Raw genomic sequence first — 21,766 nt, forward strand, 5'->3', positions numbered from 1 at the left:
GCAATAAAAGGATAACTGTCGCCCAATACATAAAGGGTTTGAAAATGCTTGAGCGGTATGACATGAAAATGTCATGTACCGTTCTTAGAAGAGAAAGGGAGAGTAATCTCCCTGACTTATTCGACTATCGACTGTTCAGTACTTATGTTCACGTTTAACTACAAATAAGAGCACTTATGCTCTCACTTGTAACAATGCCTATTACGCGGTGCTCGGAATCAATGACCGGAAGTGCGGAAATTGAGTAATCTTCCATTATTGAGGACGCTTTCTCAATCCTTTCGTCTTCATATACGTACCTGACATCGCGTGTGATAATTTCATCCAGCTCATTGATTTTACAGGCTACTGCTTTTGTAATGTCCCAGGAGGTGACGATGCCTTCAAGCTTTTCATCCTCTGAAATGACAGGCAGGTGGCTCACACGTTCTTTTACCATAAGCCTTGAGGCGTGCTCGATTGTTTCGTCTCGCGAGACCGAATAGAAATTCCGGTTCATAACGTCGCTTACAAGAATCTGCGAGAGGAAGCCTCTTATCAGGTAATTCAACTGTCCCTCTTCAAGCAGGAAAGCATCGTGTCCGTATTGAGACCTGATTTCTTCGTATCTGGCATCAATACCGTTTGCAGTAAGAGCCGATACGATCTCCTGAGCCTGGTAAGGGGGATAGAGCCAGTCCGAGGATATGGAAATTACAAGATATTTTGCAGTAACTCCGGAAAAGCCCTCTATAAGGGAGCCGTTCTTTGCGAGGTCAAAGTAATCCACGGCTTTTGTAATGTACAGGTATGAATTGGCATCAAAACGTTTTGTAAAATTATCTCCCTGATAATTCAGGTAGCTCTCGACCTGGAAGTTTGGAGCGAGATCAGGGGAAAGTTCAGGAGAAAGTTCAGGAGAAAGTTCAGGAGAAAGTTCAGGGGAGAGTTCGGACAAATTCGCGCTTGTCATACTTGTCGTGCCCGTCGTACCCTTCGTGCCTGTTATGCCTGCTGCATCCGTATCCTGCTGTAGCCTTCCGAACTTCTTTTGCATTGAAGCGTCACTCAGGTATGTAATATGCCCTATCATCCGGGCAAGGGCAAGTCCCTGTGCAGGGATTTTTTTCCCGTAGTAGTTTCCCCCGTTCCACTTCGGGTCATCGGTTACGGCTTTTCTTCCGATTGCTCCGAATGCTATTTGCTGCGGGGTTGTGGAGGCTGTGGTCGCTATTGCAATTGCTTTTTTTACCATGTTGGGGTAGCTGACCGTCCACTGGAGTACCTGCATTCCTCCCATTGAGCCGCCCACAACCGCAAAAAGCTGTTTTACTCCGAGGTGCTCGACAAGCTTTTTCTGAGCCTTTACCATATCTGCGATGGTAATTACGGGAAAGGAGATGCCGTAGTTTTTTCCGGTTTCAGGGTCTATGGAAGAAGGGCCTGTAGAGCCTTTACACCCGCCCAGTATGTTTGAACAGATGACGCAGTATTTTTCAGTATCAAACGCTTTATTGGGACCGATTACAATGTCCCACCAGCCGGGTTTTCTGTCGCCGGTATGGAACCCGGCAGCGTGGGCATCTCCCGTAAGGGCGTGGCAGATCAGGATAACGTTGCTCTTATCGATATTCAGCTTCCCGTACATTTCGTACTCTATCCTGACGCCGGAAAGGGTTTTTCCGCTCTCAAGGCTGAAGGTCCCCGGGATTTTATAGTTCATTGAACGGACTATCCCGATGCTCTGGCCTTTTTTTTCCGAAAACAGTTTTTTAGATTTAGATTTATATTTGGATTTGGGTTTGGATTTAGATTTAGAAGAACTTACGGAAGAAACTGCCATGTTTACTCAGACCTCTGAAAGTGCCTGTTCGATGTCGAAAATCAGGTCTTTTTCGTCCTCGATTCCTATGGAAAGCCTGATGAAGTCTTCAGTTACTCCGCATGCCAGCTGTTCTTCTTTTGAAAGCTGTTCATGGGTGGTTGAAGCCGGATGGATTACAAGGCTTTTAGCATCCCCTATATTTGCAAGGTGGGAAAAGATTTCAAGGTTTTCAATAAACGTTTTGCACGCACCGATTCCGCCTTTAATTCCAAAGCCTACTATTGCGCCAGAACCTGATTTGAGGTATTTCTGTGCAAGTTCATGGCTCCTGTGAGATTCAAGGCCAGGATAGGAGACCCAGGAAACTTTCGGGTGGTCCTGTAGGAACTTTGCAACTGCAAGGGCATTGTCGCAGTGTTTTTTCATTCTCAGGGGGAGAGTCTCAAGCCCCAATATGAACAGGAAGGAGTTAAAAGGGGAAATACATGCGCCTGTATCCCTCATGAACTGCACCCTTGCTTTTCCAATAAAAGCTGCCTTTCCGAAGGCTTCCTTATATTTCAAGCCGTGGTATCCGGGGTCGGGCTCGCAGATCTCAGGGAATTTCTCAGGGCTCCAGTCAAAGTTTCCGGAGTCAATAATTACCCCACCTATCGAAGTCCCGTGCCCCCCTATGAATTTTGTTGCGGAACATACAACTATATCTGCCCCGTGGTCTATTGGCCTTAAAATCAGAGGAGAAACAGTATTGTCCACGACAAGGGGGATTCCTGATGCATGGGCAATTTCGGCAAGTTTTTCAAGGTCAGCAACGTCCAGTCCCGGGTTTCCTATTGATTCTACATACAGGGCTTTTGTGTTTCCGGAGATTGCATTTTTAAATTCTTCGGGGCTGCTTGAGTCTACGAATTTTACGGTCCTTCCGAGTTTGGGGAACGTATAATTGAAAAGCTCGTAGGTCCCTCCATAGAGCTTGTCCCCTGAAACGATCTCGTCTCCGGGTTTTGTAAAGGTGAGAAGTGCTGTTGTAATTGCAGCCATCCCTGAGGCTGTTGCAAGGGCGCCTATGCCTCCTTCAAGGGCAGCAACCCTTTTCTCAAAGACATCAGTTGTGGGGTTCATCAGGCGCGTGTAAATATTGCCTGCTTTTCTAAGTCCGAAAAGGTCGGCTGCTTCTTCAGTGTCTTTGAACACATACGCTGCTGTCTGGTAAATCGGAACTGACCTTGCTCCTGTAGCTGGATCAGGTGTTGTTCCTGCATGCACAGCTAGAGTAGAAATTCCAAGATTTTCAAGGGTTCTTTTCCTCAAGCCCTTTTCTCCAGTTTGGCTTTCATTTTTTGTTTCCATTTATCTTACTTCCAGACCGTGTTTTTTTCCAGACCGTGTTTTTCGACTCTCCTTAATCGGGAATCTTTCGTGTGTTTTGGTTTTTGAGTTCCATTCTGGTCGGTTTTTAAAGTCAGAAGTGAGAATCGAACTCACGTAGCTCCGGGTTGCAGCCGGAGGCATAGCCACTCTGCCATTCTGACATGCATTTGCTTTTTATGTATGTTCACAATCGTGATGTAATCTTCACAATTGTGATGTTTCTATAAATAATTATCTCAGAACCGAAGAAAACATTGCCTGGAGTCTCAAATTCAAAAAATAGTTTAGAGATTCCTCAATAACCTGAGAGTTTAGTTTGACAACAATCAAGCATTAAAAAGAATGACCTGAATTTCATTAATGCTATTCTAGCAGTGCTCAATGGAGAGCCGCTATTATCCTGAAAATTACAGCTTTTTGCCGAAAAAACGTATTTTATATTAGTGGCTGAATAGTTATTCTTTTTTTTCTCTAGATTATCACATTTCAGGGCAATCTTATCAGTATTTTTTACACTAACAATAACTTTTACACTAACAATAACTATTACACTGATACTAAATATTACACTGATAATAACTATTACACTAACAATAACTATTACACTGATACTAAATATTACACTGATAATAACTATTACACTGATTATAAATCTTACACTGATAATAACTATTACACTGATAATAAATATTACACTGATAATTAATATATATGTACATGGGTTATATCCGTTCTCAATTGTAAATATCAAAAAGTGATGGTAACTATGGAAACTCCGTGTCAAAAGATTGTGTGGGATCTGGTCCCTGCAATAAGGGCCAGTCTTGCAATCGAACTTGTAAATAAAGGACAGTCACAGGCAGCTTCCGCAAAGCTGCTGGGGATTGCCCCGTCGGCAGTTTCCCAGTATATTTCGGGAAAAAGAGGATACAGGATCGAATTCCAGGGTGAGACGAAAGAATTGGTTGAAAAACTTGCTCAGGATTTAATCGACAATAAAGTCGACGACTTTGTACCAAGGATCTGCAAGATCTGTACAAGTGCAAGAGGAATTGAGGATAACTGCAGTAGCACCTGTGTTCCAGAAAAACAAGCCATTAAAAAGAAGAAAGCTAACAAGTTATAACATGAAAAACGAAAACTGAAAAATGAAACCTGAAAAATGAAACCTGAAAAATGAAAAACGAAAACTGAAATATGAAAAAATGAAATATGAAATATGAAAAAAGAAAAGCCAGAAAGTAAAAGTGCCATAAAAAGTCTGTGAGGATGGAATCAGGACAGAATAAAGTTCTGCCTGGAAAATGAACGTATAAATGCACTTATATGTGTCTGTTTTTCATTTTTTGAATTATATCAATAAACTCTCTGGTTTCCCTTTTTACATCGTCGCTGCAAACGACTGCAGAAATTGCAACAAGGCTATCGGCTCCATTTTCAACCACGAGGATGCAGTTTTCCCTGTTTATTCCGCCAATGGCGACTACGGGAATTTTTATCGCATTTTTTACATCTCTTATGCTGCCAGGGCCGATTCCCTTTCCTGCATCTTTTTTAGTGGCAGTATCGAATATGGACCCCAGGCCTGCATAATTTGCGCCACTTATCTCTGCTTCGATTGCTTCCTCGACGTTGTGGACAGTAAGGCCGATTATCTTATCCGCGCCCAGAAGTTTTCTTGCAGTTTCAATTGGCATGTCGTCCTGGCCTATGTGAACGCCATCCGCATCAACTGCCAGAGCAACGTCAATCCGGTCATTTACAAGAAATATTGCTCTTTTGCTGCATATTCTCCTGATCTCGGCCGCTTCATCGACCATTTCTTTTGTACTTTTATTTTTCTCCCGGTACTGAATAATCTTGCAGCCTGCTTCAACTGCTTCCTTTACATCGGATAAAGTTCCTTTCTTTGAGAGCCCGGAGTCTGTCACAAGATAAAAGTCAATTTCATTTAAAAGGGAGGTTTTCCGGGAAAAATTTTTCTGGTCCATAATGCTTCAACCCATCCAGTATACGTGTTTTAAAAATAATTAGGTAGCCAACTCGTAAATTGTTGATATTGTGATAATCGGCGTTTCTGTGCCTGATATTTAGAGTTTCATTTTTTCAAAGGCGGCGGTTCCAATCGTCGGGGTGCGGGACGGAGATGATCGAAAGATGCCATTCGGGGTGCGGGATGGAAATGATAGGGAGATGCCATTCGGGATACCCTGGCAGGGTGCATCAGCAGGTGTGCACCGGAGGGTGTTCGAATAGTTATCCAGACCGATCAAACAAGCCGCTTGCTAGTCCTCTTTTTCAGCCTCATCTTTCTTCGACATTCCTCATACTCTTTACTTTCTCATCTGACAGGTTGAACACTTCGTCGTAGAGGTAAACCTTAAAACTTCCGGGCCCGTTTGATTTTGCAGCTGCAAGTTCTCCTGCAACTCCAAAGTAGCATAAAGCGTCTTTTGCGGCGTCGCAATAATCCGGATTAACCGAAGCAAATGAACCGATTATTGAGGCAGCCATGCAGCCGGTCCCGACAATTGACCCCATCAGCTCATGCCCGTTTTTTACAATAAAGGTCCTGTTTCCATCACTTATTATGTCTTCTTTTCCTGTCATTACCACTATGCAGGATTCTGCTTTTGCGAATGCTTTTGCAACTTTCTCGGGGTCGGCATTGATTGAGGTAGCTTCAACCCCTTTTGTTTCCTCGTTTTCGCCTGCAAGTTTTGCAATTTCGGAGTAATTGCCTTTGATAATGTCAATATGGACCGAACCAAGGATTTTTGCAGCCATTTCATCCCTGAATTTTGTAGCCCCGACGCCGACTGCATCAAGTACCACCGGGATTTTCTTTTCGTTTGCAGCAGCAGCGGAAAGCAGCATGGAATCTATGATTTCGGACGTCAGGGTTCCGATATTGAGCACAAGAGCCGACGAGATCTTTGTCATGTCAGCACATTCTTCAGGAGCATGCGCCATTACAGGAAGCGCTCCAAAAGCTCTCGTCATATTTGCACATTCGTAAATAGTTACCCAATTGGTAATGTGATGAATCAGGGGTTTTGTTTCCCTTATTGTTTTTAGTGTGTCCTTCATCGGTATTCCTCAATAGACGTTTTAATTTTACGAAAAAAAAGGCAGAATGCCCATTACTTTAGTGGCGGGATGAATGCCGTCAACGTCCCATATTTTCGCTATCTTCTAACCTCTAAATACTATTCTGTCCTATACTATGTACTGAATTCCTAAGCGATAACCAAGCCAGGGAAACCAGAACCAATTTGATCTTTCTTCACCTCTGGAACAGAGGGTAGAGCCTGTGGACTTATGAACGGTAGTTCGAGGTATGAAACAGGAAGCTCGTTACTTCAGTGATGGGTAGTTCACGTGGCTTATAGGTATATATGAATTTGCAATATCTGCGTGTGGTGAATGGGCAGGAATCGCAGCTAAGCATTAAGGATCATAGTTAAAAATACTTCTGATTTTTGATCCTTTCCGTGCCGGGGTTGTCCTGTAATAGTCAGTTGATACTATTTCCAAAATGAGTTTAGTACAGAAGAAGTAGTACCAGTCATATAGCTGGTATCTCTCCGTCCATTTTTTAAACGCTTTGCCGGAAACGGGAGGGTCAGCAGAGATAGTAATCTGCCAACCCCCGGCGAAAGAACACGAACCGAAACCACTGGTAAAAGTAAACCGAAACTGCGGGAAACAGTAAATCGAAACCGCTGGTAACAGTTAGAGCTTATCCGGTACCGGTACCGGTACCATTCGTTTTTAACTGGTAAAAGTGGTACTCGTATGGTTGCCAGGTATCATTGATGGTTCCGTCAGTAACATTCACAGTTCTGTTCTCCCATAAGACATCATACGTCCCATCTGGCACGCCGGTAATTGTTGCATTATTTGCCGTGCCGTTTGCTTCGGTAAAATCAAGCATACTTGATGATGCAACTAATTTTCTGCCATCCGCATCAGTAAATATGTAAGCTGTAACCGCATCGATTGTGCCGCCCGGGTCCGAAGTTATATTTGTCCTTCCGCTGGTTACGTTTGTTGCCAGAAGTGTCCGGTTACCTTCCATAATCCAGGGCCAGATCTGTTCATATTTCGGCTTAAAGCTGGCCCAGCCAGCATAGTTTGGAGTATCGGCTGCATATTTGTAAGCATATGAGAAAACACCCTGAGCCCCACCTAATATTCCCATCACAACCTGACTTTCATGACGGGCAACCACTTTCTGCGTGGTGTTCAGGTCCGGATCCAAACCATTCACCTCAGTAGCCTGACCAAAGGCTTCTGTTGTTACATATACTGTTTTTCCTGTATTTTTCCAGTCAGGGGCGTTGGCAATAAGATTGCCATATACCCAGGCGTGCGGGCGTTCTGGATGAAATTTCGTGTAGGTGGTGAAGTAACAAACATCCAGGCCCGGAATAAATTCTTTATCTTCAGGCCCGGTCTGCATATCCCCTAAATAATCACCAGCAATGGCATTCGGGAAGTATTTCTTCATAGCTGTGCGCATGGTGATAAGCGTTGAAGGGCTTCCTTCCTCGTCAGGGAAATAGACCCCATAGAAATCATTATCAGTAACACCCAGATCCTTGACTGATTTCCAAAAGTTTTCAGCCTCCATTTGCGGGCCGCCAGTAGCTACTAAATATTTCGAAATTCCCAGCTCTTTACCTCTATTAATGTTATCAACAAACTGTTGTGGAGTTATGTAAGTGCTCCACCCAAGGTGGACAAGCGTGGCGTTATCTGTTAAAAATTGAGTGCCGGTCTCCCATCCCATCATTCCATATGGCGGGGCTGTACCACGCGGATACGGAAATTCATTACTGGCCGATGAGCCGTTATCCGAAGCATTTTCTTCGCCGGATGCCAGTGCAGCAGATGAGCCGATAATTAAAAAACAAACCAGAACTGCTGAAGTCAAAAATGTTAAGGATAAATTATCCTTATTTTTCATCTATCTCCATCCCCCATTTCTTATGTGGTTGTGTATATGAGTTATACAGAGATTATTATAAAATTAGATTATATTTATAATTGCAGGTGCATGATCTATCGAGTAAGCATCAAATTCTCTTTCATGCACACGTTTTTTATTATCCTTTTTCCGGTATAACGTCCTTATATATCGTTTTTGTCACTCAACGAAAATCACGTCCCACACATACAATCCCATGTACTCTCACTTATGAATCTGAATTTGTGACATCTGTAGACCCTATGAATATGTGAAATTATGAAACCTAGTTTCAAAAAAGCCATCAATAATGAGTCTCACATTTTAATGTCGCCTGCTCACTGCAGGTTATATGATAGTGAGTAATGGTTCTTAATACATGTTCTCGAGTAATTTTATATTATTACATATAATTAAAATACATTGGTCATCGGTTAAGGAATTTTCTTGCCTGAAAGCTATCGATTTTGCACCAGAATGCTGCCCTAAATTTTGGCCTTTTTACATGAAATCGATACCCGGTTCCAGCCCACGATTCCTTAAAATTATTGACAACTATTGGGGGAATGGAGGCAATTTGTCACGATTCATCACTTAACCGAAGACGTATGAATTAAAATATACCCTTTTATAGGCAAGTAGACAAAAAAATCAACATGCCAAACTATTAAGAAAATAATGAATGACAAAATAAACGGCATATTCCGCAAGCTGGAGGGAGATCAATCGTTATAGGATCAGCAGCGCCACAAAAATCGTCGCGTGAGCTCGTGGTTATTACGAAGCCGGATGCACAATTACGGATTGATAAGGGACCGGCATCTGCAAGAAACGGGGTCGACGTATCCCCGTTGAACAATTTGCTGGAGATCGAAGGGATCAGCATGAAACCCTTGTTCGGTCTCAGCGAGGAGCGTATTTCGGACCGCACGGCTTCGCTGATGAAAGAAACTGGAGAAGCTATACCGGACCTTTCTGTCTACTACTATGTAGAAGCCCCCGATGAACGACTGGACGAGCTGGCTGAGAAGTTCATGCAACTCGATGTGGTCGAGGCAGCATATGTCAAACCAGCAGGCGAGCTTCCATTGTGGATAGATGTAGAGCACGAAGGACCGATAGAAACGAAGTCGGGGGAACCTCCGGCAACAACTCCGAATTTTACGGCCCGTCAGGTTTACCTCGGACCGGCTCCAGCAGGCATTGACGCCAATTATGCCTGGACGTTAGGCGGAGGAAAAGGGGCTGGTGTGAGAATCATAGATTGCGAGTGGGGATGGAACTTCACGCACGAAGATCTCCTCCAGAACTCGCTCGGCATTCTGGTTGGTACGGGAACTTCTGATCTACATGCCGAGAATCATGGTACAGCTGTGGTTGGGGTTATTGGTGCAGATAACAACGCCATCGGAGTAACCGGCATTGCCCCGGAAGCACAGGTAGGAGCTGCAGCCTTTAGTAAGTCAGAAGCTCAAGTGATCATGGAAGCGGCGGATAAACTAGGTGCTGGAGACATAATCCTCCTTGAGATTCATCGACCTGGGCCACGCTTTAATTTCCAGAAAAGGTCCGATCAGCGCGGTTATATCGCTATAGAATGGTGGCCGGATGATTTCGCTGCCATCCGCTATGCAGTCAGCAAAGGAGTGATTGTTGTGGAGGCAGCAGGCAACGGAGCAGAAAATCTGGATGACCCTATCTACAACACACGCCCAGCAGGCTTTCCTCCAGGCTGGACCAATCCATTAAACCCAGCTAACCAGGGCTCGGACGCAGTTCTCGTTGGTGCCGGTTCCCCACCTCAGGGGACGCATGGTCGTGATTATGGTCCTGATAGGTCGAGGCTCGATTTTTCCAACTATGGGGCGCGGGTCGATTGCCAGGGATGGGGCCGTGAGGTTACCTCCACAGGCGGCTACTACGATCAGCCTGGAGACCTGCAAGGCGGGAGCAACAAGAAATTATGGTATACAGACCAATTTTCGGGGACTTCCAGTGCGTCGCCTGTGATCGTCGGCGCCTTAGCGTGCGCCCAGGGAGTGCTTAGAGGACAGGGAGGTACTTTGCTGAACTCTGCTACAGCTCGTAACGTGCTCCGGAATACCGGTTCTCCGCAGCAAGACGCACCAGGTAGGCCAGCTACCCAGCGCATTGGCAATCGCCCCAATCTGGCCCAGCTCATACCTGCAATGGCTGACGTATGGCAAAACGACAAGACAGTGATCCGTACCCACGCCAAGGTCGGCAGTCAGATGGCTTGGGCCTTGCTCTCTGGGAGCAATTGGCTGAGTGTGCGACCTAGCTCCCCAGACGGCGTTTCCAACGTATTTCAAATCCTCTGTGAGGCGCTGGCTAAGAACCACAAGGTGGATGTCTACATTCGCGATGGACAGATTGAGCAAGCTACCTTAAAGTAAATATGTAAATATCTTAATAAATTCCGAGGCTATGGCTAAGGAGGGGTAAATATGTGGTATAACGACAAGACTGTGGTAAGAACTCACACAAAGAATGGCACGCAGATGTGCTGGGCAATCGTCAATGGCGTACCTAACACCGGTTGGATTCGAATCAAACCTGCTACTGTCGATGGTGTGTCCAACGTCTTCCTGATACTGAGCTTAGCTCTGGCTACCGGTCGTCACGTGGACGTTTATATTCCCAGCGGGGAGATTGAGCAGGCAACACTCAGATAATGTGATTGGGCGCATGGTTGAACAGCTTTGGTGGTCGATGCATCGCCAGTCTGTGTGAACCAATTACAACACCCAAAAGATAACAGAGGTGAGTTCTTGATCCCTGAGATAACCGTAAAAATCACATTTGGTCCGCAAAATATGGCCGAAGAGAGAGCAGGTGGGTTGGAGAGTAAGGTCATTCCACCTTTGCCTGAGATTCCGGAATCGCAAGCAATGATTCCTCAGGCCCTTCCTCAAGTTCCTGAATATCCTGCAGGAGTGACAATAGAAGGGATGGCGATCCAGACGCCAGGATTTGGAGAGACCTTTGCAGAGGTCGAATTCATTCCCCCTCCGCCGGAAATGGCAAGCATGGAAAAAATGCCAACGTTACCATTGCCTGAAGAAGGGGTAGAGGTCCCCCGGGACATAGCACCACCGGAACTCTAAAAGAAGCCATGCAGGACTTCACTGTCCTTGTATTAAGATCGAAAATTCGGAACTCCCGGATTATTCACCAGTAGAGATATTGTTTAAAGCCTCATCAATCAAATATGGAGCTTCTACTGGTTTGATCCCTTTTTTTCTTAATTTTTCCTGTGGTCTGCTCCCAATTCTGGAGCAAAGTAAAGCCTCACAGTCCGAAATCAAAGAAATTGTTTTATTCAAAACCTCATCCGGATTCCCGTAATCCGCCGAGCCGCATAGAGGTGTGCACTCTCTTACTTTCAGGAATCGCATAGAGGTGTGCACTCTCTTACTTCCAGGAATTGTATTTTGCCACCGCCGACATCAAATATATAAAAAAGAGGTGCTTTTCCAAAATGCTGATTGATAACCTTCCCGTCACTTGAAACAACAGCGACTTTCATTTCTTTCATCTTCATTTTGTCCTGCTTACGGTTAATAAAAATTGATTTTTTTGTTAGTCGCACGCGGCATATTATGTATTATATTCATTAGCAAGATCTGCGTGTAGAGAATGGTCAGGGCTCGTAGCCAGGCATTAAGGGCTCATAATTAAAAATATTAATTATATAATTAAAAATTCCTCTTATATAATTAAAAATGCTCCTGTTTTTTGATTTTCTCCGGGTATTTCATGTATTCAAAATTTCTGGCCTTCAGGTCAAGAAACCACAATCTAATACTATTTTCTCTGTGACAGGTCTTTAGAATTTGTCTATAACCAGATCTCAAATCAACCAGGCTTAAACCCCGGTTAATCAATAAACTTCTTGTAAAAATTAAACGCCTGCCCGCGAAACAAATTTATCTAAATCGGACTCATGTGCCTACATTAAAAATAAATGTACTGAAGATCCAACACCTTATAGAGGGATCTCCGCACTCGAAAAGAGAAATAAGAATATATTAAAAATAGGCATATATAGATCTATAGATTATATAGAGCGGCCCAAAATATGTGGAAAACATAAAATATAATGAAATGGTCTGGAATACCATAAGAGACATGGATTTAAGAAGAACGGGTGAAGACTCCATAAATAAAGCATAAAGTGGAAGAAATCTGAGGCATCATAGCAATTATGCATCTAGCAATTATGCATCTAGCAATTATGCATCTAGCAATTATGCATCCAGCAATTATGCATCATATAAATTATAGCAGTTTTGGAGTTTAAAATATCTGGAGTAAGGAAAAAAAATGGATTTACTTGTCATAGCTATTATTCTTGCAGGCTTATACATGGCCTGGAACATAGGGGCAAACGACCTCGCAAATGCTATGGGGACTTCAGTAGGAACGGGTGCCCTAACAATCAAGCAGGTCATTGTCATTGCCGCTGTGTTTGAATTCCTGGGTGCCGTGTTCTTCGGAAAACGAGTTACCTCGACAATTGCAAAAGGGATCGTTCCCATTGATATGATCAGCCGCGTTCACCCGGATATTGTGGTGCTGGGGATGCTGGCTGCAATTCTTGCCGCAAGTTTTTGGATCACGCTCGCAACCTTTTACAACCTTCCCGTCTCAACCAGCCATTCCATTGTTGGTTCTGTGCTCGGCTTCGGGTTGATTGCAGCCTACAAAGGAATTATCTCTTTTTCTGACATTCACTGGGCTGCTCTTCTGAAAATCGTTGCCAGCTGGTTTATATCTCCGGCTCTTGGAGCTATTTTTGCGTTTCTGATCTTTTCTCTAATAAGGAGCCTCTACCTTCACAAGGCTTCAGATATGCCAGCTGTTGAGAAAAAATTCATATTCTTACAGCTCATTACTGCCTGTTATATCGCATTTGCGCACGGGTCAAACGATGTAGCAAATGCTGTAGGTCCTCTCTCTGCCGCGCTTAACGTGATGGGAATAACAGGGACAGTAACAGGAACAGGAACCGAAGTCCCGATCTGGGTGCTTGTAATGGGAGGCCTCGGCATGGTAGTAGGCATGGCAACCTGGGGCTATAAAGTGGTCGAAACCATAGGGTCAAAGATCACGGAACTCACCCCAACGCGCGGTTTTTCCGCACAGTTTGCGACTGCCTCGGTAGTTTTGCTCCACAGTTACAGCTCTCTCCCCATTTCGACTACTCATACCCTTGTAGGTTCGGTTATTGGTGTAGGGCTTGCAGGAGGGCTTGCAGCCGTTGACCTGGGCGTAATCTGGAGGATTATTTCTTCCTGGATAGCAACAGTCCCCATAGCTGCCATTACATCGGCAATAATCTTTGTGGGACTCGAGGTGGTATTTTTATGAAAGACTACATCCGTTCCGTACTTGACGTGGTCGCAGACTCTCCCTTCGTCCCTCTCGAAATGCACGCTAAAAAAGGGGTGCTCGCAGTTGAGAAGCTCTCTGAAGCAATGGAAGCTTATTGCAAAGGAGACCAGGTACTTCTTAATGAGCGGACTGAAGAAATCGACATACTGGAACACGATGCCGACAAAATTAAACAGAAAATCAGGGCAAGCATACCTTCCTCCATCAGGCTGCCGGTTAACAAAAAGGACCTCCTTTCTTTCCTAAAGCAGCAGGACTCTATCGCTGATTTTGCCCAGGCTTCAGCCTACTGGATGACCCTGCGCCCCTGTAAAGACCTCCCGGATGAAATCAAGGAAGGCTTTCTGGAACTCATGGCAGCCTCTCTGAAAACCGCCAGGCTGTATGACGAGCTTGTGGGTGAACTTTACAAGCTGCTTGCAACATCTTTCAGCAAGGAAGAAATCAAAGAAACAATGCAGATCGTCCCTAAGGTCGAAAGGCTGGAACATGATGTGGATGTGCTTGAGACAGCTCTCTTAAAAAAGATCTTCGAACATGAAGATGCTCTTGGAGGGGCAGGTGTCTGCCACCTTATGGGGCTTGTTGAAAAGGTCGGAGGCATTGCTGATAAGTCCGCAAGTGCAGCTGACCGCCTGAGGTCCATGATCCTCAGAAGGTAAGTTTCCTTTTTACTTACTTCCTTTTTTATTTTAATATTTTTTCCGAACTCTGCAGATCTATTTTGATTAATTTGGATTAATTTGGATTAATTTTTAGATATATTCCAGGGGTTCAGAGCTGAATCTTTCAGTTTTCTCTCCCTGTGCCGCATGGCGTTGGGGACGGCCTGTCAGCCAGATAAAACAAAACCGGCAAACCAACCCTGCAATTAAGAAAGATCAAATACTTAAGAAACGTCCCCCGGTTCAAGAGAACATTTTCCTTAATCCTGGGAACCGATTTTCAATTCACAGTAAAATAAGTGCCTCCGCCAGCCAGCCTATCTGGCGGCCCGTCAAAAACAGCAGACAAAGAAGGAAAAACTCAAATAAAAAATAGAAAAGAGCCTGGAAAAAGAGTCTTTTTCAGGTAGAATTTAATTCTGCTTTCTACTCCTGAATTTCTTATAGGTGTCCTCAGTTGTTTTTACCTTTGGCTTTTTCTCTTTTCTTTTTTCTCCAGCATTCAGTAACTTTCTGCGGTTTCCAGATAATCCGCGCATGCTACAGAAGGTTTTTGAGATCCACCGGAACTGACGATTACAGCTGCAGTAAGGACCAGGAAACAGCCTGCAAGGGTACCTGTTGAAAGGGCAACCCCGAGAAACGCCAGGTCGAAAAAAACCCCGGCAACCGGTTCGATAAGGGCAAGCAGGCTCCCTGTCTGAGATTTAAGGTTTGCAAAACCTATGGTCGTAAAAATCCCGCCCACTCCCACTGAAACAATTCCGAAAGCCATTAATGGAAGTATATTGGGTACAAGCGCGGAAATAGAAGTCTCTGCAGCAAAAGGTGCCATCAGGAGGCAGCTGATTGCAGTGCCCCAGAAAGCGATTGCAAATTCGGAATGATCTTTTTTCAGGACTCGCACGTTCATAATGATAACTGCAAGGAGTATGCCTGCGAAGAGTCCGGATGCGATCCCTATAATATAACTCCCTGAAAATTCTAAGGTTCCAAACCCGCTTTCCGGGCGGATCACCAGATAAATGCCTGCAATTGCGAGGAAAAGGGCTGCAATGCTCTCCTTTTTGATCTTTTCTTTCAAAACAAAAGGTGAAGCCAGCATTACGTAGATAGGAGCAGTGTATTCGAGCAGGATAGCCATGGAAAAACATGTTTCCTTTACGCACAGGAAATAAAAGAACATGTTAACCAGAACAAAGATGCCCTGTAAGAGAAGACGAGCCCTCCTTTTTCCAGGTTTCAGTTCTCCAAGTCTGTTCATTGCCAAAAGATAAGTGAAAATAAAGGCAAGCCCGAAGAACAGGCGATAAAATATTATTGAAGTTATGGGCAGGTTGTGAATATTAGCAAGGAATAACCCGGTCATCCCGTAGAGAATACAGCCAAGCAACACTGCCAGATGGGCACCTTTTTTCACCTGAAACATAAGACAGGTAAGAAGATTTCAAGATTAAAGAATTTGCCGGATAAATTTCCGGAGGCTTTCGGAGATTTTCGGAGATTTTCGGAGATTTTCGGAGATTTTCGGAGATTTTCGGAGATTTTCGGAGATTTTCGGAGATTTTCGGAGATTTTCGGAGATTTTCGGAGATTTTTTTGAAATATATTGAGCTCATAATGAAGCTCAAAAAATGGAATCTCTTTTAAAAATAAAGAGTTTCAATTTATCAAACAGGAAGGCAAAATGAGAAGGAATTAAAATAATGAGAGGGTACAAATTGTAATACTATAAAAAAGGAGGACTCAGCTTACACCGCAGCCAGGTCTTATCTCATTCTTTTTTAAAAACGTATTTGAACTAAGTGTAAAAAACAAACAGATGGGGACTTATAATGGATCGTAAAATTGTAATCTTAGCAGTCTTATTGCTTGTGACCGTAGCTGGTCCGGGATGTATCTCACAACCAGAGAACACACAATCAGAGAATTCACAGCAGAATAATATGTCCGGTGAAAATATTCAAGATATAAAAGACATCGAAGGCATGTGGCTAGGAACTCTGGAGGTTCCGGGAGGAAACAAATTAAGACTTTTATTCAATATTTCCACCAGTCCTGAAGGCTCAATTACTGCCACTATGGACAGCCTGGACCAGGGAGCAAACGGCATACCTGTAGAGACGGTTACCTATAAAGATGGAAACCTGCACCTTGAAGTGAAATCTATCAGGGGAGTTTTTGAAGGGACACTTCAAGAGGACGGTAAAACCATCGATGGAGAGTGGAAACAGGCAGGATCAGTTTTCCCGCTTGCGCTGTCCCTTATTGGTGAAAAACCTGAAATTCGCAGGGAACAGGACCCTGTAAAACCCTATCCATACGATGAAGAAGAAGTCGTTTATGAAAATAAAGAAGCAGGAGTAACTCTGGCAGGGACATTAACCCTTCCCCGCTCGGAAGGGCCATTTCCGGCAGTAATTCTCATAACCGGTTCCGGTCCGCAAAACCGGGATGAAGGGGTTTTTGGCCACCGTCCCTTCCTTGTACTCTCTGATTATCTGACACGTCAGGGTATCGCCGTGCTCCGGGTTGATGACCGGGGCATCGGAGGGTCGACCGGAAACTCTTCGCAGGCCACGACCGAGGATTTTTCAGGGGACGTACTTGCCGGAATTGAATACCTGAAAAGCCGCGAAGAGATAGACTCGACCAGGATCGGGCTGATAGGGCATAGTGAAGGCGGTTTGATTGCCCCGATTGTAGCAGTGCAGTCTCCTGATGTTGCATTCATCGTGATGATGGCAGGCCCTGGTCTTACCGGGGAAGAAATTATCCTGTTGCAGAGTGACCTGATTGCCAGGGCAGAAGGGGCAGACAATGAGACTATTGCCCGGAATAATGCTCTTATGAAAAGCATGTACTCTGTGATAAAAGAGGAACAAAATAATACAATTGCCGCGGAAAAACTTCGCAATCTTCTAGAGGACGAAATGGCAAACATGAGCGAAGAAGAAAAACAGAATTCCAACTACTCTGAAGCTGACCTTGACGCTCAGGTTAACGGTCAGGTCCAGGCACTTTTGTCGCCGTGGATGCGCTTTTTCCTGACATACGATCCCAAACCGACATTGATGCAGGTGAAATGCCCGGTCCTTGCGATAAACGGCGAAAAAGACCTCCAGGTTCCGCCTGAAGAGAACCTGCAGGCAATAGAGGAAGCCCTTAAAGCAGGAGGCAATAAGGACTATACCGTAAAAGAGTTGCCAGGGCTCAATCACTTATTCCAGACCGCTAAGACCGGGTCTCCCTCTGAGTACGCAGCTATTGAAGAGACAATCTCTCCGACTGCTTTAGAAGTGATAGGGGACTGGATTTCGGAGCACACACAGGAAAAATGAACTGGTTGGAAAAAGATAGTAAATTTTCAGGAGGAAATGACGGCACTGTATTGCTATGCAGTGTCATTTTCCTTTTACATTTTCTGCTTTCATCCTTTATGCAAACACGTAATCTTCCTCAGCACTGGAAAAAAAATCTTCCTCACCGGAAAAAATCGAGTTTTGACATTGAGTCTCGAAATTGAGTCTCGAAATTGAGTCTCGGAACCGAGTTTTGAAATACTGACTGTTTAGCGAGGGAAATTAAATAATTGAGATTGAAATCAATGGGGGATTTAAATGAAAATATACTGCGCATCTGATTTTCACATTGGTTATGAAGATGCAAATTATCCAAAAATGAAAGAGTTTTTTGAGCTTGTGAAAGAAAACGCAGACGAACTGATTCTGTGTGGGGATGTCCTGGATTTGTGGCGTTGTCCCATTGAAACAATCATAAGCCAGGAACCAATGAAAAGCACTTATGAAGCGTTACTTTCGATGACCGAGGAAGTGCCCACTACAATCGTATGGGGAAACCACGACTATAAGCTATGGAAAAAAGTAAAAATCCCTGTACAGGTTACTGATAGTTTTGTTTCAAACAACACCTATTATTGTCACGGCTGGCGATTTGATATACAGCAGATGTTTGGGCACTGGTTGTACGGCTGGCTTGTAGACCAGTTCCCTTATCTGTATCAAAAATTCATTAAAACTCCTTTTGAACTGAAAATTGAGGACAAAAATTATCGCCTGCGAATCGAGAAGATCCATGAGAAAGCAAGAGAGTTCATCAAAAAAGAAGGCTTGGATTACCTGATAATGGGCCATACCCATGAACCTGTAGGAGATGACGGTAAACTCTTTGACTGCGGGGATATGATTGATAGCTTTACCTATGTAATAATTGAAGATGGCAGGCCCAGACTTGAAAAGATGCCTGGAAATGACTAAAAAACGACTCTGAATGGCGAATTATAGTTGTAAAGATCAGAGATATTTGTAATTTAGTCCCCTTGAACGAATTTCACTGCTATAACCCATAATTTTCTCGGAATCTTCTTTAATTCCATTCTTTTTTCCTGGCATTGATGAAATGAAATTCTAAACTAAAGCTGAATTTTCCTAGTTATTCGTAGAGCAAATATCTTTATGAAGTAACACGGAAATGTATACTGAATAGAGGGATGATTTGAGAGACGAGCAAAGATCGAATGGCCCCAGGAAGATTGAAGCTTTTGATATTGAAAATAAAAAATGGTCAGGAAGTTTAACAGAAGCCGTAAAAGTGCTGGCAGTGTTAGTGTTCGCACTTGCGATGGCAACCGTTATCCTGCTAATACTGGTGCCGGAAGTCGGTCTTCTGATGAGGAATATTTTTGTTACGGTTTTTTCTGCAATGATAATGGCTATCAGTGTGCTGGCATTCATTTTTCTTGTAATATATATTTATGAGGTAAGGTTAAAGGTGAGGTATGAGGGGAAGCTTAAGGAAATAAACGCCAGCCTCCAGCAGCTTTCATCACCCCTCAGGGTCGCGATCATCACAGGCATGAACCTGATATTTTTAGCTATGGTAAATTTATTCTGGACAGGTGTGCTTGTGGCTATAAATATCTCAGGAGACAAGCCCCCCGAAATCGTGCCATTGCTTTCACCGCAATTTGCTGAAATTCTTCCATACCTGAACCTGCTCATCATTTCAACGATCATCGCAAATCTGCTCTATCTTGTAATTAAGAGCAAATGGGTACCTATGACCATAGAAACAGTGCTCAGTATTACCTCAGCTGTCCTGTTATATGCTGTTCTAATGATTTTTCCTTTCAATCCAGTCTTAAATTCCAGTACACTGCTTGCTATAAAATTAAGCCTTGGATTTGTACTGGTGATGACGCTGATGGGAGCTGCAAAGAATCTCCTGAAAACGATAACCCTGTTGTTGCAGAAGTAAAATTGGGAAATAAAACCGGCGGTAGTGAGCAGGATCGCCATAAACAATAGCGGCAATATACCTTGAATTTTAGATAAAATAGTTCTTGCAATATATAATAAAATACATTTTACTCATAAAAACCAAACCTTTCCCCGGGGAAAAGTGAAGTCGTTTATCTAATTTCAGGGCAATTAAGGGGTTGAGCAAGATGTCAGTCGATCAGATCCCAATCGGTAAATTTTCCTTCATGACCCGCCTCTCCCAGAAAGCGCTCAGGCTCTATGACAGCAAAGGGCTCCTTGTTCCGGAGGCAAAGGACCCTTTCACTGGATACCGTTACTATACGGTTTCCCAGCTTGAGCATGGAATGAAGATCAAGGCCCTTTCGTTCCTTGGTTTTTCTCTGGAAGAGACCGCCATGCTTCTGGACGCAGAAGACATGAGAAACTGTGAGGTCATTGAAGCCTGCTTCAAAAAGAGGCTTGAAGAAGTCCGGCTGGAGATCGGGCAGCTGCAGAAAATCGAGGGCATTTTGCAGGGCTCCTGTAAATCCGATGGAAAAGTTATGGAGATATTCAAAATGTCCGTTACAGAACCTGTTATAAAAGAAGTTCCCGAGATGCGGGTAATAAGCAAGCGAGAAAAAGGAATTTATGCAGTAACGATTGGAAAACTCATAGGCGAAATCTGTGCCTGTATCAGTAGCCCCGAAAATCAGAGAAATCGTGTAAAGGTCACAGGTCCTGTCATGTTCATCTGCCATGACGAAGAATATAAAGAAACGGATGCGGATATTGAGGTTGCACTTCCGGTTTCGGGGAGGGTTTCAGTTGAAGACCCTAAAATGGAAATCAAAACTCTTCCCGCAATCAAAGCTATTTCCGTGGTCTACCGGGGACCCTATCAGGGGGTTGAGGCCGGTTACAGCAGTATCTTTGCTTACGCTGCCAAAAACAACCTCGAACCTTCAGGCTCTTTTGACCCTGGCAGGGAACTGTACTTAAATGACCCTGCCGAAGTCCCGGAAGAAGAGTTGATGACAGAGGTTCAAATTCCGGTCAGAGAAAAATAATTCTTGTGTTGCATAATTATTGTGTAGCTCCAGACTTCTGGAGCAGTTCTTTAATTCAACTTCATAACTGTACTCTGTACTACAAATTGCTGCGTATTTTTCTGGTTAGAAAATTCTCCCTTGAATTTGAAGAGGAGACATCAAAATGACAAAAGGGTACTTTCACTTTTTTTTGTATAATTTAAAAAATGTATTGATAAGTATCAAAGTTAAGAACTAGACAATATTCCCGGGGAGAAAAAGACCACTTTCTGTATAATGTATACAGTTTTAGTATCTATTTGTATATTTGTAAAATATATAGTATTCAAGATGATGTGAACTTTCAATCCCTTGTTTAATTGAATTTATGTGATAGCATTTTTGTCTATTTCTGATTAAAGTAGAGAAGATAGTGAACAATAGATATTGTTTAGATATATCTGCAGAAACTCGACTATTAAATCCAATGCTGGGGGTTTTATAAGATTCTTATTTATATTTCTATAATTATTATATTGGATTACATAATAATGTCTTTCTGATACAATTTGAAATCACTTTTACTGCATAAAAAATAAATAAAATTTTGCAAACAATATATTTTTCTAAAATTTAATCAGGGTGATTGATTGGTAAACTAATATTTTACTCAGCAAATCTTTCGAAGGGAGCAGATCAAGAACCAGGTCAAAATTGTATCAAATTGAGCAAGAGTCTGGGGGTATACAATGGGAGAACAAACATCCGGCTTAACACAAAAGATACTCTGTGTTTTCACATTAATTTTAGTGATCTCAGCAATAGCCGTAGCAGTAAGCGCAGCTAATGGCGATACCGGTGATAATGCAACAGAATCAGAAGATAACTTAACAGGATCTGATACTAACGTAACGGGACCTGAAACCAATGTAACGGAGCCTGATACTAACGTAACGGGACCTGAAACCAATGTAACGGGACCTGAAACCAATGTAACGGGACCTGATACTAACGTAACGGGACCTGAAACCAATGTAACGGAGCCTGATACTAATGTAACGGGACCTGAAACCAATGTAATGGGACCTGAAACCAATGTAACGGAGCCTGATACTAACGTAACGGGACCTGAAACCAATGTAACGGGACCTGAAACCAACGTAACGGAACCTGAAACCAACGTAACGGAACCTGAAACCAACGTAACGGGACCTGAAACCAATGTAACGGAACCTGAAACCAAA

At 43.5% G+C, this 21,766-nt stretch carries 18 protein-coding genes and 1 pseudogene; 11 read left to right on the forward strand and 8 right to left on the reverse strand.

Features of this window, described 5'->3' with window-relative positions:
- Window positions 1-154: 154 nt before the first annotated feature.
- Both PHF18_RS16270 and PHF18_RS16275 read right to left on the reverse strand, forming a co-directional pair.
- The gene (locus PHF18_RS16270) at window positions 155-1,822 is read right to left on the reverse strand and encodes a homoserine O-acetyltransferase (protein ID WP_300104623.1); all 1,668 of its coding nucleotides are present in this window, start codon (window positions 1,820-1,822) and stop codon (window positions 155-157) included.
- A gap of 6 nt (window positions 1,823-1,828) precedes the next feature.
- The gene (locus tag PHF18_RS16275; RefSeq protein ID WP_300104624.1) at window positions 1,829-3,154 is read right to left on the reverse strand and encodes an O-acetylhomoserine aminocarboxypropyltransferase/cysteine synthase family protein; all 1,326 of its coding nucleotides are present in this window, start codon (window positions 3,152-3,154) and stop codon (window positions 1,829-1,831) included.
- Between the two features lie 778 nt (window positions 3,155-3,932).
- Here PHF18_RS16275 and PHF18_RS16280 point away from each other — a divergent pair.
- A complete protein-coding gene (locus tag PHF18_RS16280; protein WP_300104625.1) occupies window positions 3,933-4,301 on the forward strand; it encodes a transcriptional regulator in 369 nt (122 codons plus the stop codon).
- 196 nt (window positions 4,302-4,497) lie between these two features.
- Here the strand turns inward: PHF18_RS16280 and thiE are convergent, their stop codons facing one another.
- The 3 genes from thiE to PHF18_RS16295 form a co-directional block, all read right to left on the reverse strand.
- On the reverse strand, window positions 4,498-5,166 hold the full coding sequence (gene thiE / locus PHF18_RS16285; RefSeq protein WP_300104626.1) for a thiamine phosphate synthase: 669 nt from the start codon (window positions 5,164-5,166) through the stop codon (window positions 4,498-4,500).
- A 313-nt stretch (window positions 5,167-5,479) separates the two neighbouring features.
- Window positions 5,480-6,265 carry a hydroxyethylthiazole kinase gene (gene thiM / locus PHF18_RS16290; protein ID WP_300104627.1) on the reverse strand — a complete coding sequence of 262 codons (786 nt, stop codon included), beginning with the start codon at window positions 6,263-6,265 and terminating at the stop codon, window positions 5,480-5,482.
- Window positions 6,266-6,917: 652 nt separating this feature from the next.
- On the reverse strand, window positions 6,918-8,147 hold the full coding sequence (locus PHF18_RS16295) for a hypothetical protein (RefSeq protein ID WP_300104628.1): 1,230 nt from the start codon (window positions 8,145-8,147) through the stop codon (window positions 6,918-6,920).
- Window positions 8,148-9,031: 884 nt separating this feature from the next.
- Between PHF18_RS16295 and PHF18_RS16300 the strand changes: the two genes are divergently transcribed.
- From PHF18_RS16300 to PHF18_RS16310, 3 genes are all read left to right on the forward strand, one after another.
- Window positions 9,032-10,564 carry a S8 family peptidase gene (locus PHF18_RS16300; RefSeq protein WP_300104629.1) on the forward strand — a complete coding sequence of 511 codons (1,533 nt, stop codon included), beginning with the start codon at window positions 9,032-9,034 and terminating at the stop codon, window positions 10,562-10,564.
- 51 nt (window positions 10,565-10,615) lie between these two features.
- Window positions 10,616-10,843 (forward strand): hypothetical protein, encoded by a 228-nt coding sequence (locus PHF18_RS16305; RefSeq protein WP_300104631.1) that lies wholly within the window; start codon window positions 10,616-10,618, stop codon window positions 10,841-10,843.
- A gap of 96 nt (window positions 10,844-10,939) precedes the next feature.
- Window positions 10,940-11,275, forward strand: a complete 336-nt coding sequence (locus PHF18_RS16310; protein ID WP_300104633.1) for a hypothetical protein — start codon at window positions 10,940-10,942, stop codon at window positions 11,273-11,275.
- A gap of 60 nt (window positions 11,276-11,335) precedes the next feature.
- Here PHF18_RS16310 and PHF18_RS16315 read toward each other — a convergent pair whose 3' ends face one another.
- Together PHF18_RS16315 and PHF18_RS16320 are read right to left on the reverse strand one after the other, a co-directional pair.
- Window positions 11,336-11,566, reverse strand: a complete 231-nt coding sequence (locus PHF18_RS16315) for a NifB/NifX family molybdenum-iron cluster-binding protein (RefSeq protein WP_300104635.1) — start codon at window positions 11,564-11,566, stop codon at window positions 11,336-11,338.
- Window positions 11,554-11,712 carry a NifB/NifX family molybdenum-iron cluster-binding protein gene (locus PHF18_RS16320; RefSeq protein WP_300104637.1) on the reverse strand — a complete coding sequence of 53 codons (159 nt, stop codon included), beginning with the start codon at window positions 11,710-11,712 and terminating at the stop codon, window positions 11,554-11,556. Before PHF18_RS16320 ends, PHF18_RS16315 begins: the two co-directional genes overlap by 13 nt.
- Before the next feature lie 782 nt (window positions 11,713-12,494).
- On the opposite strand from PHF18_RS16320, the gene PHF18_RS16325 reads away from it, so the two are divergent.
- The gene (locus PHF18_RS16325; RefSeq protein WP_300104638.1) at window positions 12,495-13,541 is read left to right on the forward strand and encodes an inorganic phosphate transporter; all 1,047 of its coding nucleotides are present in this window, start codon (window positions 12,495-12,497) and stop codon (window positions 13,539-13,541) included.
- Window positions 13,538-14,227 carry a TIGR00153 family protein gene (locus PHF18_RS16330; RefSeq protein WP_300104640.1) on the forward strand — a complete coding sequence of 230 codons (690 nt, stop codon included), beginning with the start codon at window positions 13,538-13,540 and terminating at the stop codon, window positions 14,225-14,227. The genes PHF18_RS16325 and PHF18_RS16330 overlap by 4 nt, the downstream gene beginning before the upstream one ends.
- A 505-nt stretch (window positions 14,228-14,732) precedes the next feature.
- On the opposite strand, the gene PHF18_RS16335 is transcribed toward PHF18_RS16330, so the two are convergent.
- Window positions 14,733-15,659, reverse strand: coding sequence for a DMT family transporter (locus PHF18_RS16335; RefSeq protein ID WP_300104641.1), 927 nt, complete (start codon window positions 15,657-15,659; stop codon window positions 14,733-14,735).
- Window positions 15,660-16,065: 406 nt separating this feature from the next.
- On the opposite strand from PHF18_RS16335, the gene PHF18_RS16340 reads away from it, so the two are divergent.
- The 5 genes and pseudogenes from PHF18_RS16340 to PHF18_RS16360 all read left to right on the forward strand — a co-directional run.
- Complete coding sequence (locus tag PHF18_RS16340) at window positions 16,066-17,571, forward strand: alpha/beta fold hydrolase (RefSeq protein ID WP_300104643.1); 1,506 nt, start codon at window positions 16,066-16,068, stop codon at window positions 17,569-17,571.
- A 279-nt stretch (window positions 17,572-17,850) separates the two neighbouring features.
- Window positions 17,851-18,507 (forward strand): metallophosphoesterase, encoded by a 657-nt coding sequence (locus PHF18_RS16345; RefSeq protein WP_300104644.1) that lies wholly within the window; start codon window positions 17,851-17,853, stop codon window positions 18,505-18,507.
- 238 nt (window positions 18,508-18,745) lie between these two features.
- A complete protein-coding gene (locus tag PHF18_RS16350; protein WP_300104646.1) occupies window positions 18,746-19,507 on the forward strand; it encodes a hypothetical protein in 762 nt (253 codons plus the stop codon).
- 190 nt (window positions 19,508-19,697) lie between these two features.
- Complete coding sequence (locus PHF18_RS16355) at window positions 19,698-20,561, forward strand: MerR family transcriptional regulator (protein WP_300104648.1); 864 nt, start codon at window positions 19,698-19,700, stop codon at window positions 20,559-20,561.
- Between the two features lie 710 nt (window positions 20,562-21,271).
- A pseudogene (locus PHF18_RS16360) lies at window positions 21,272-21,766 on the forward strand (hypothetical protein); the annotation flags it as partial.

Source organism: Methanosarcina sp., assembly GCF_028693135.1.
GTDB lineage: Archaea > Halobacteriota > Methanosarcinia > Methanosarcinales > Methanosarcinaceae > Methanosarcina.

What these genes read in the sequence shown, in the direction of transcription:
- PHF18_RS16270 (WP_300104623.1), bottom strand. Translation starts at nt 1,822, where the DNA reads ATGGCAGTTTCTTCCGTAAGTTCTTCTAAATCTAAATCCAAACCCAAA.
- PHF18_RS16275 (WP_300104624.1), bottom strand. Translation starts at nt 3,154, where the DNA reads ATGGAAACAAAAAATGAAAGCCAAACTGGAGAAAAGGGCTTGAGGAAA.
- PHF18_RS16280 (WP_300104625.1), top strand. Translation starts at nt 3,933, where the DNA reads ATGGTAACTATGGAAACTCCGTGTCAAAAGATTGTGTGGGATCTGGTC.
- thiE (WP_300104626.1), bottom strand. Translation starts at nt 5,166, where the DNA reads ATGGACCAGAAAAATTTTTCCCGGAAAACCTCCCTTTTAAATGAAATT.
- thiM (WP_300104627.1), bottom strand. Translation starts at nt 6,265, where the DNA reads ATGAAGGACACACTAAAAACAATAAGGGAAACAAAACCCCTGATTCAT.
- PHF18_RS16295 (WP_300104628.1), bottom strand. Translation starts at nt 8,147, where the DNA reads ATGAAAAATAAGGATAATTTATCCTTAACATTTTTGACTTCAGCAGTT.
- PHF18_RS16300 (WP_300104629.1), top strand. Translation starts at nt 9,032, where the DNA reads ATGAAACCCTTGTTCGGTCTCAGCGAGGAGCGTATTTCGGACCGCACG.
- PHF18_RS16305 (WP_300104631.1), top strand. Translation starts at nt 10,616, where the DNA reads ATGTGGTATAACGACAAGACTGTGGTAAGAACTCACACAAAGAATGGC.
- PHF18_RS16315 (WP_300104635.1), bottom strand. Translation starts at nt 11,566, where the DNA reads ATGCGATTCCTGAAAGTAAGAGAGTGCACACCTCTATGCGGCTCGGCG.
- PHF18_RS16320 (WP_300104637.1), bottom strand. Translation starts at nt 11,712, where the DNA reads ATGAAGATGAAAGAAATGAAAGTCGCTGTTGTTTCAAGTGACGGGAAG.
- PHF18_RS16325 (WP_300104638.1), top strand. Translation starts at nt 12,495, where the DNA reads ATGGATTTACTTGTCATAGCTATTATTCTTGCAGGCTTATACATGGCC.
- PHF18_RS16330 (WP_300104640.1), top strand. Translation starts at nt 13,538, where the DNA reads ATGAAAGACTACATCCGTTCCGTACTTGACGTGGTCGCAGACTCTCCC.
- PHF18_RS16335 (WP_300104641.1), bottom strand. Translation starts at nt 15,659, where the DNA reads ATGTTTCAGGTGAAAAAAGGTGCCCATCTGGCAGTGTTGCTTGGCTGT.
- PHF18_RS16340 (WP_300104643.1), top strand. Translation starts at nt 16,066, where the DNA reads ATGGATCGTAAAATTGTAATCTTAGCAGTCTTATTGCTTGTGACCGTA.
- PHF18_RS16345 (WP_300104644.1), top strand. Translation starts at nt 17,851, where the DNA reads ATGAAAATATACTGCGCATCTGATTTTCACATTGGTTATGAAGATGCA.
- PHF18_RS16355 (WP_300104648.1), top strand. Translation starts at nt 19,698, where the DNA reads ATGTCAGTCGATCAGATCCCAATCGGTAAATTTTCCTTCATGACCCGC.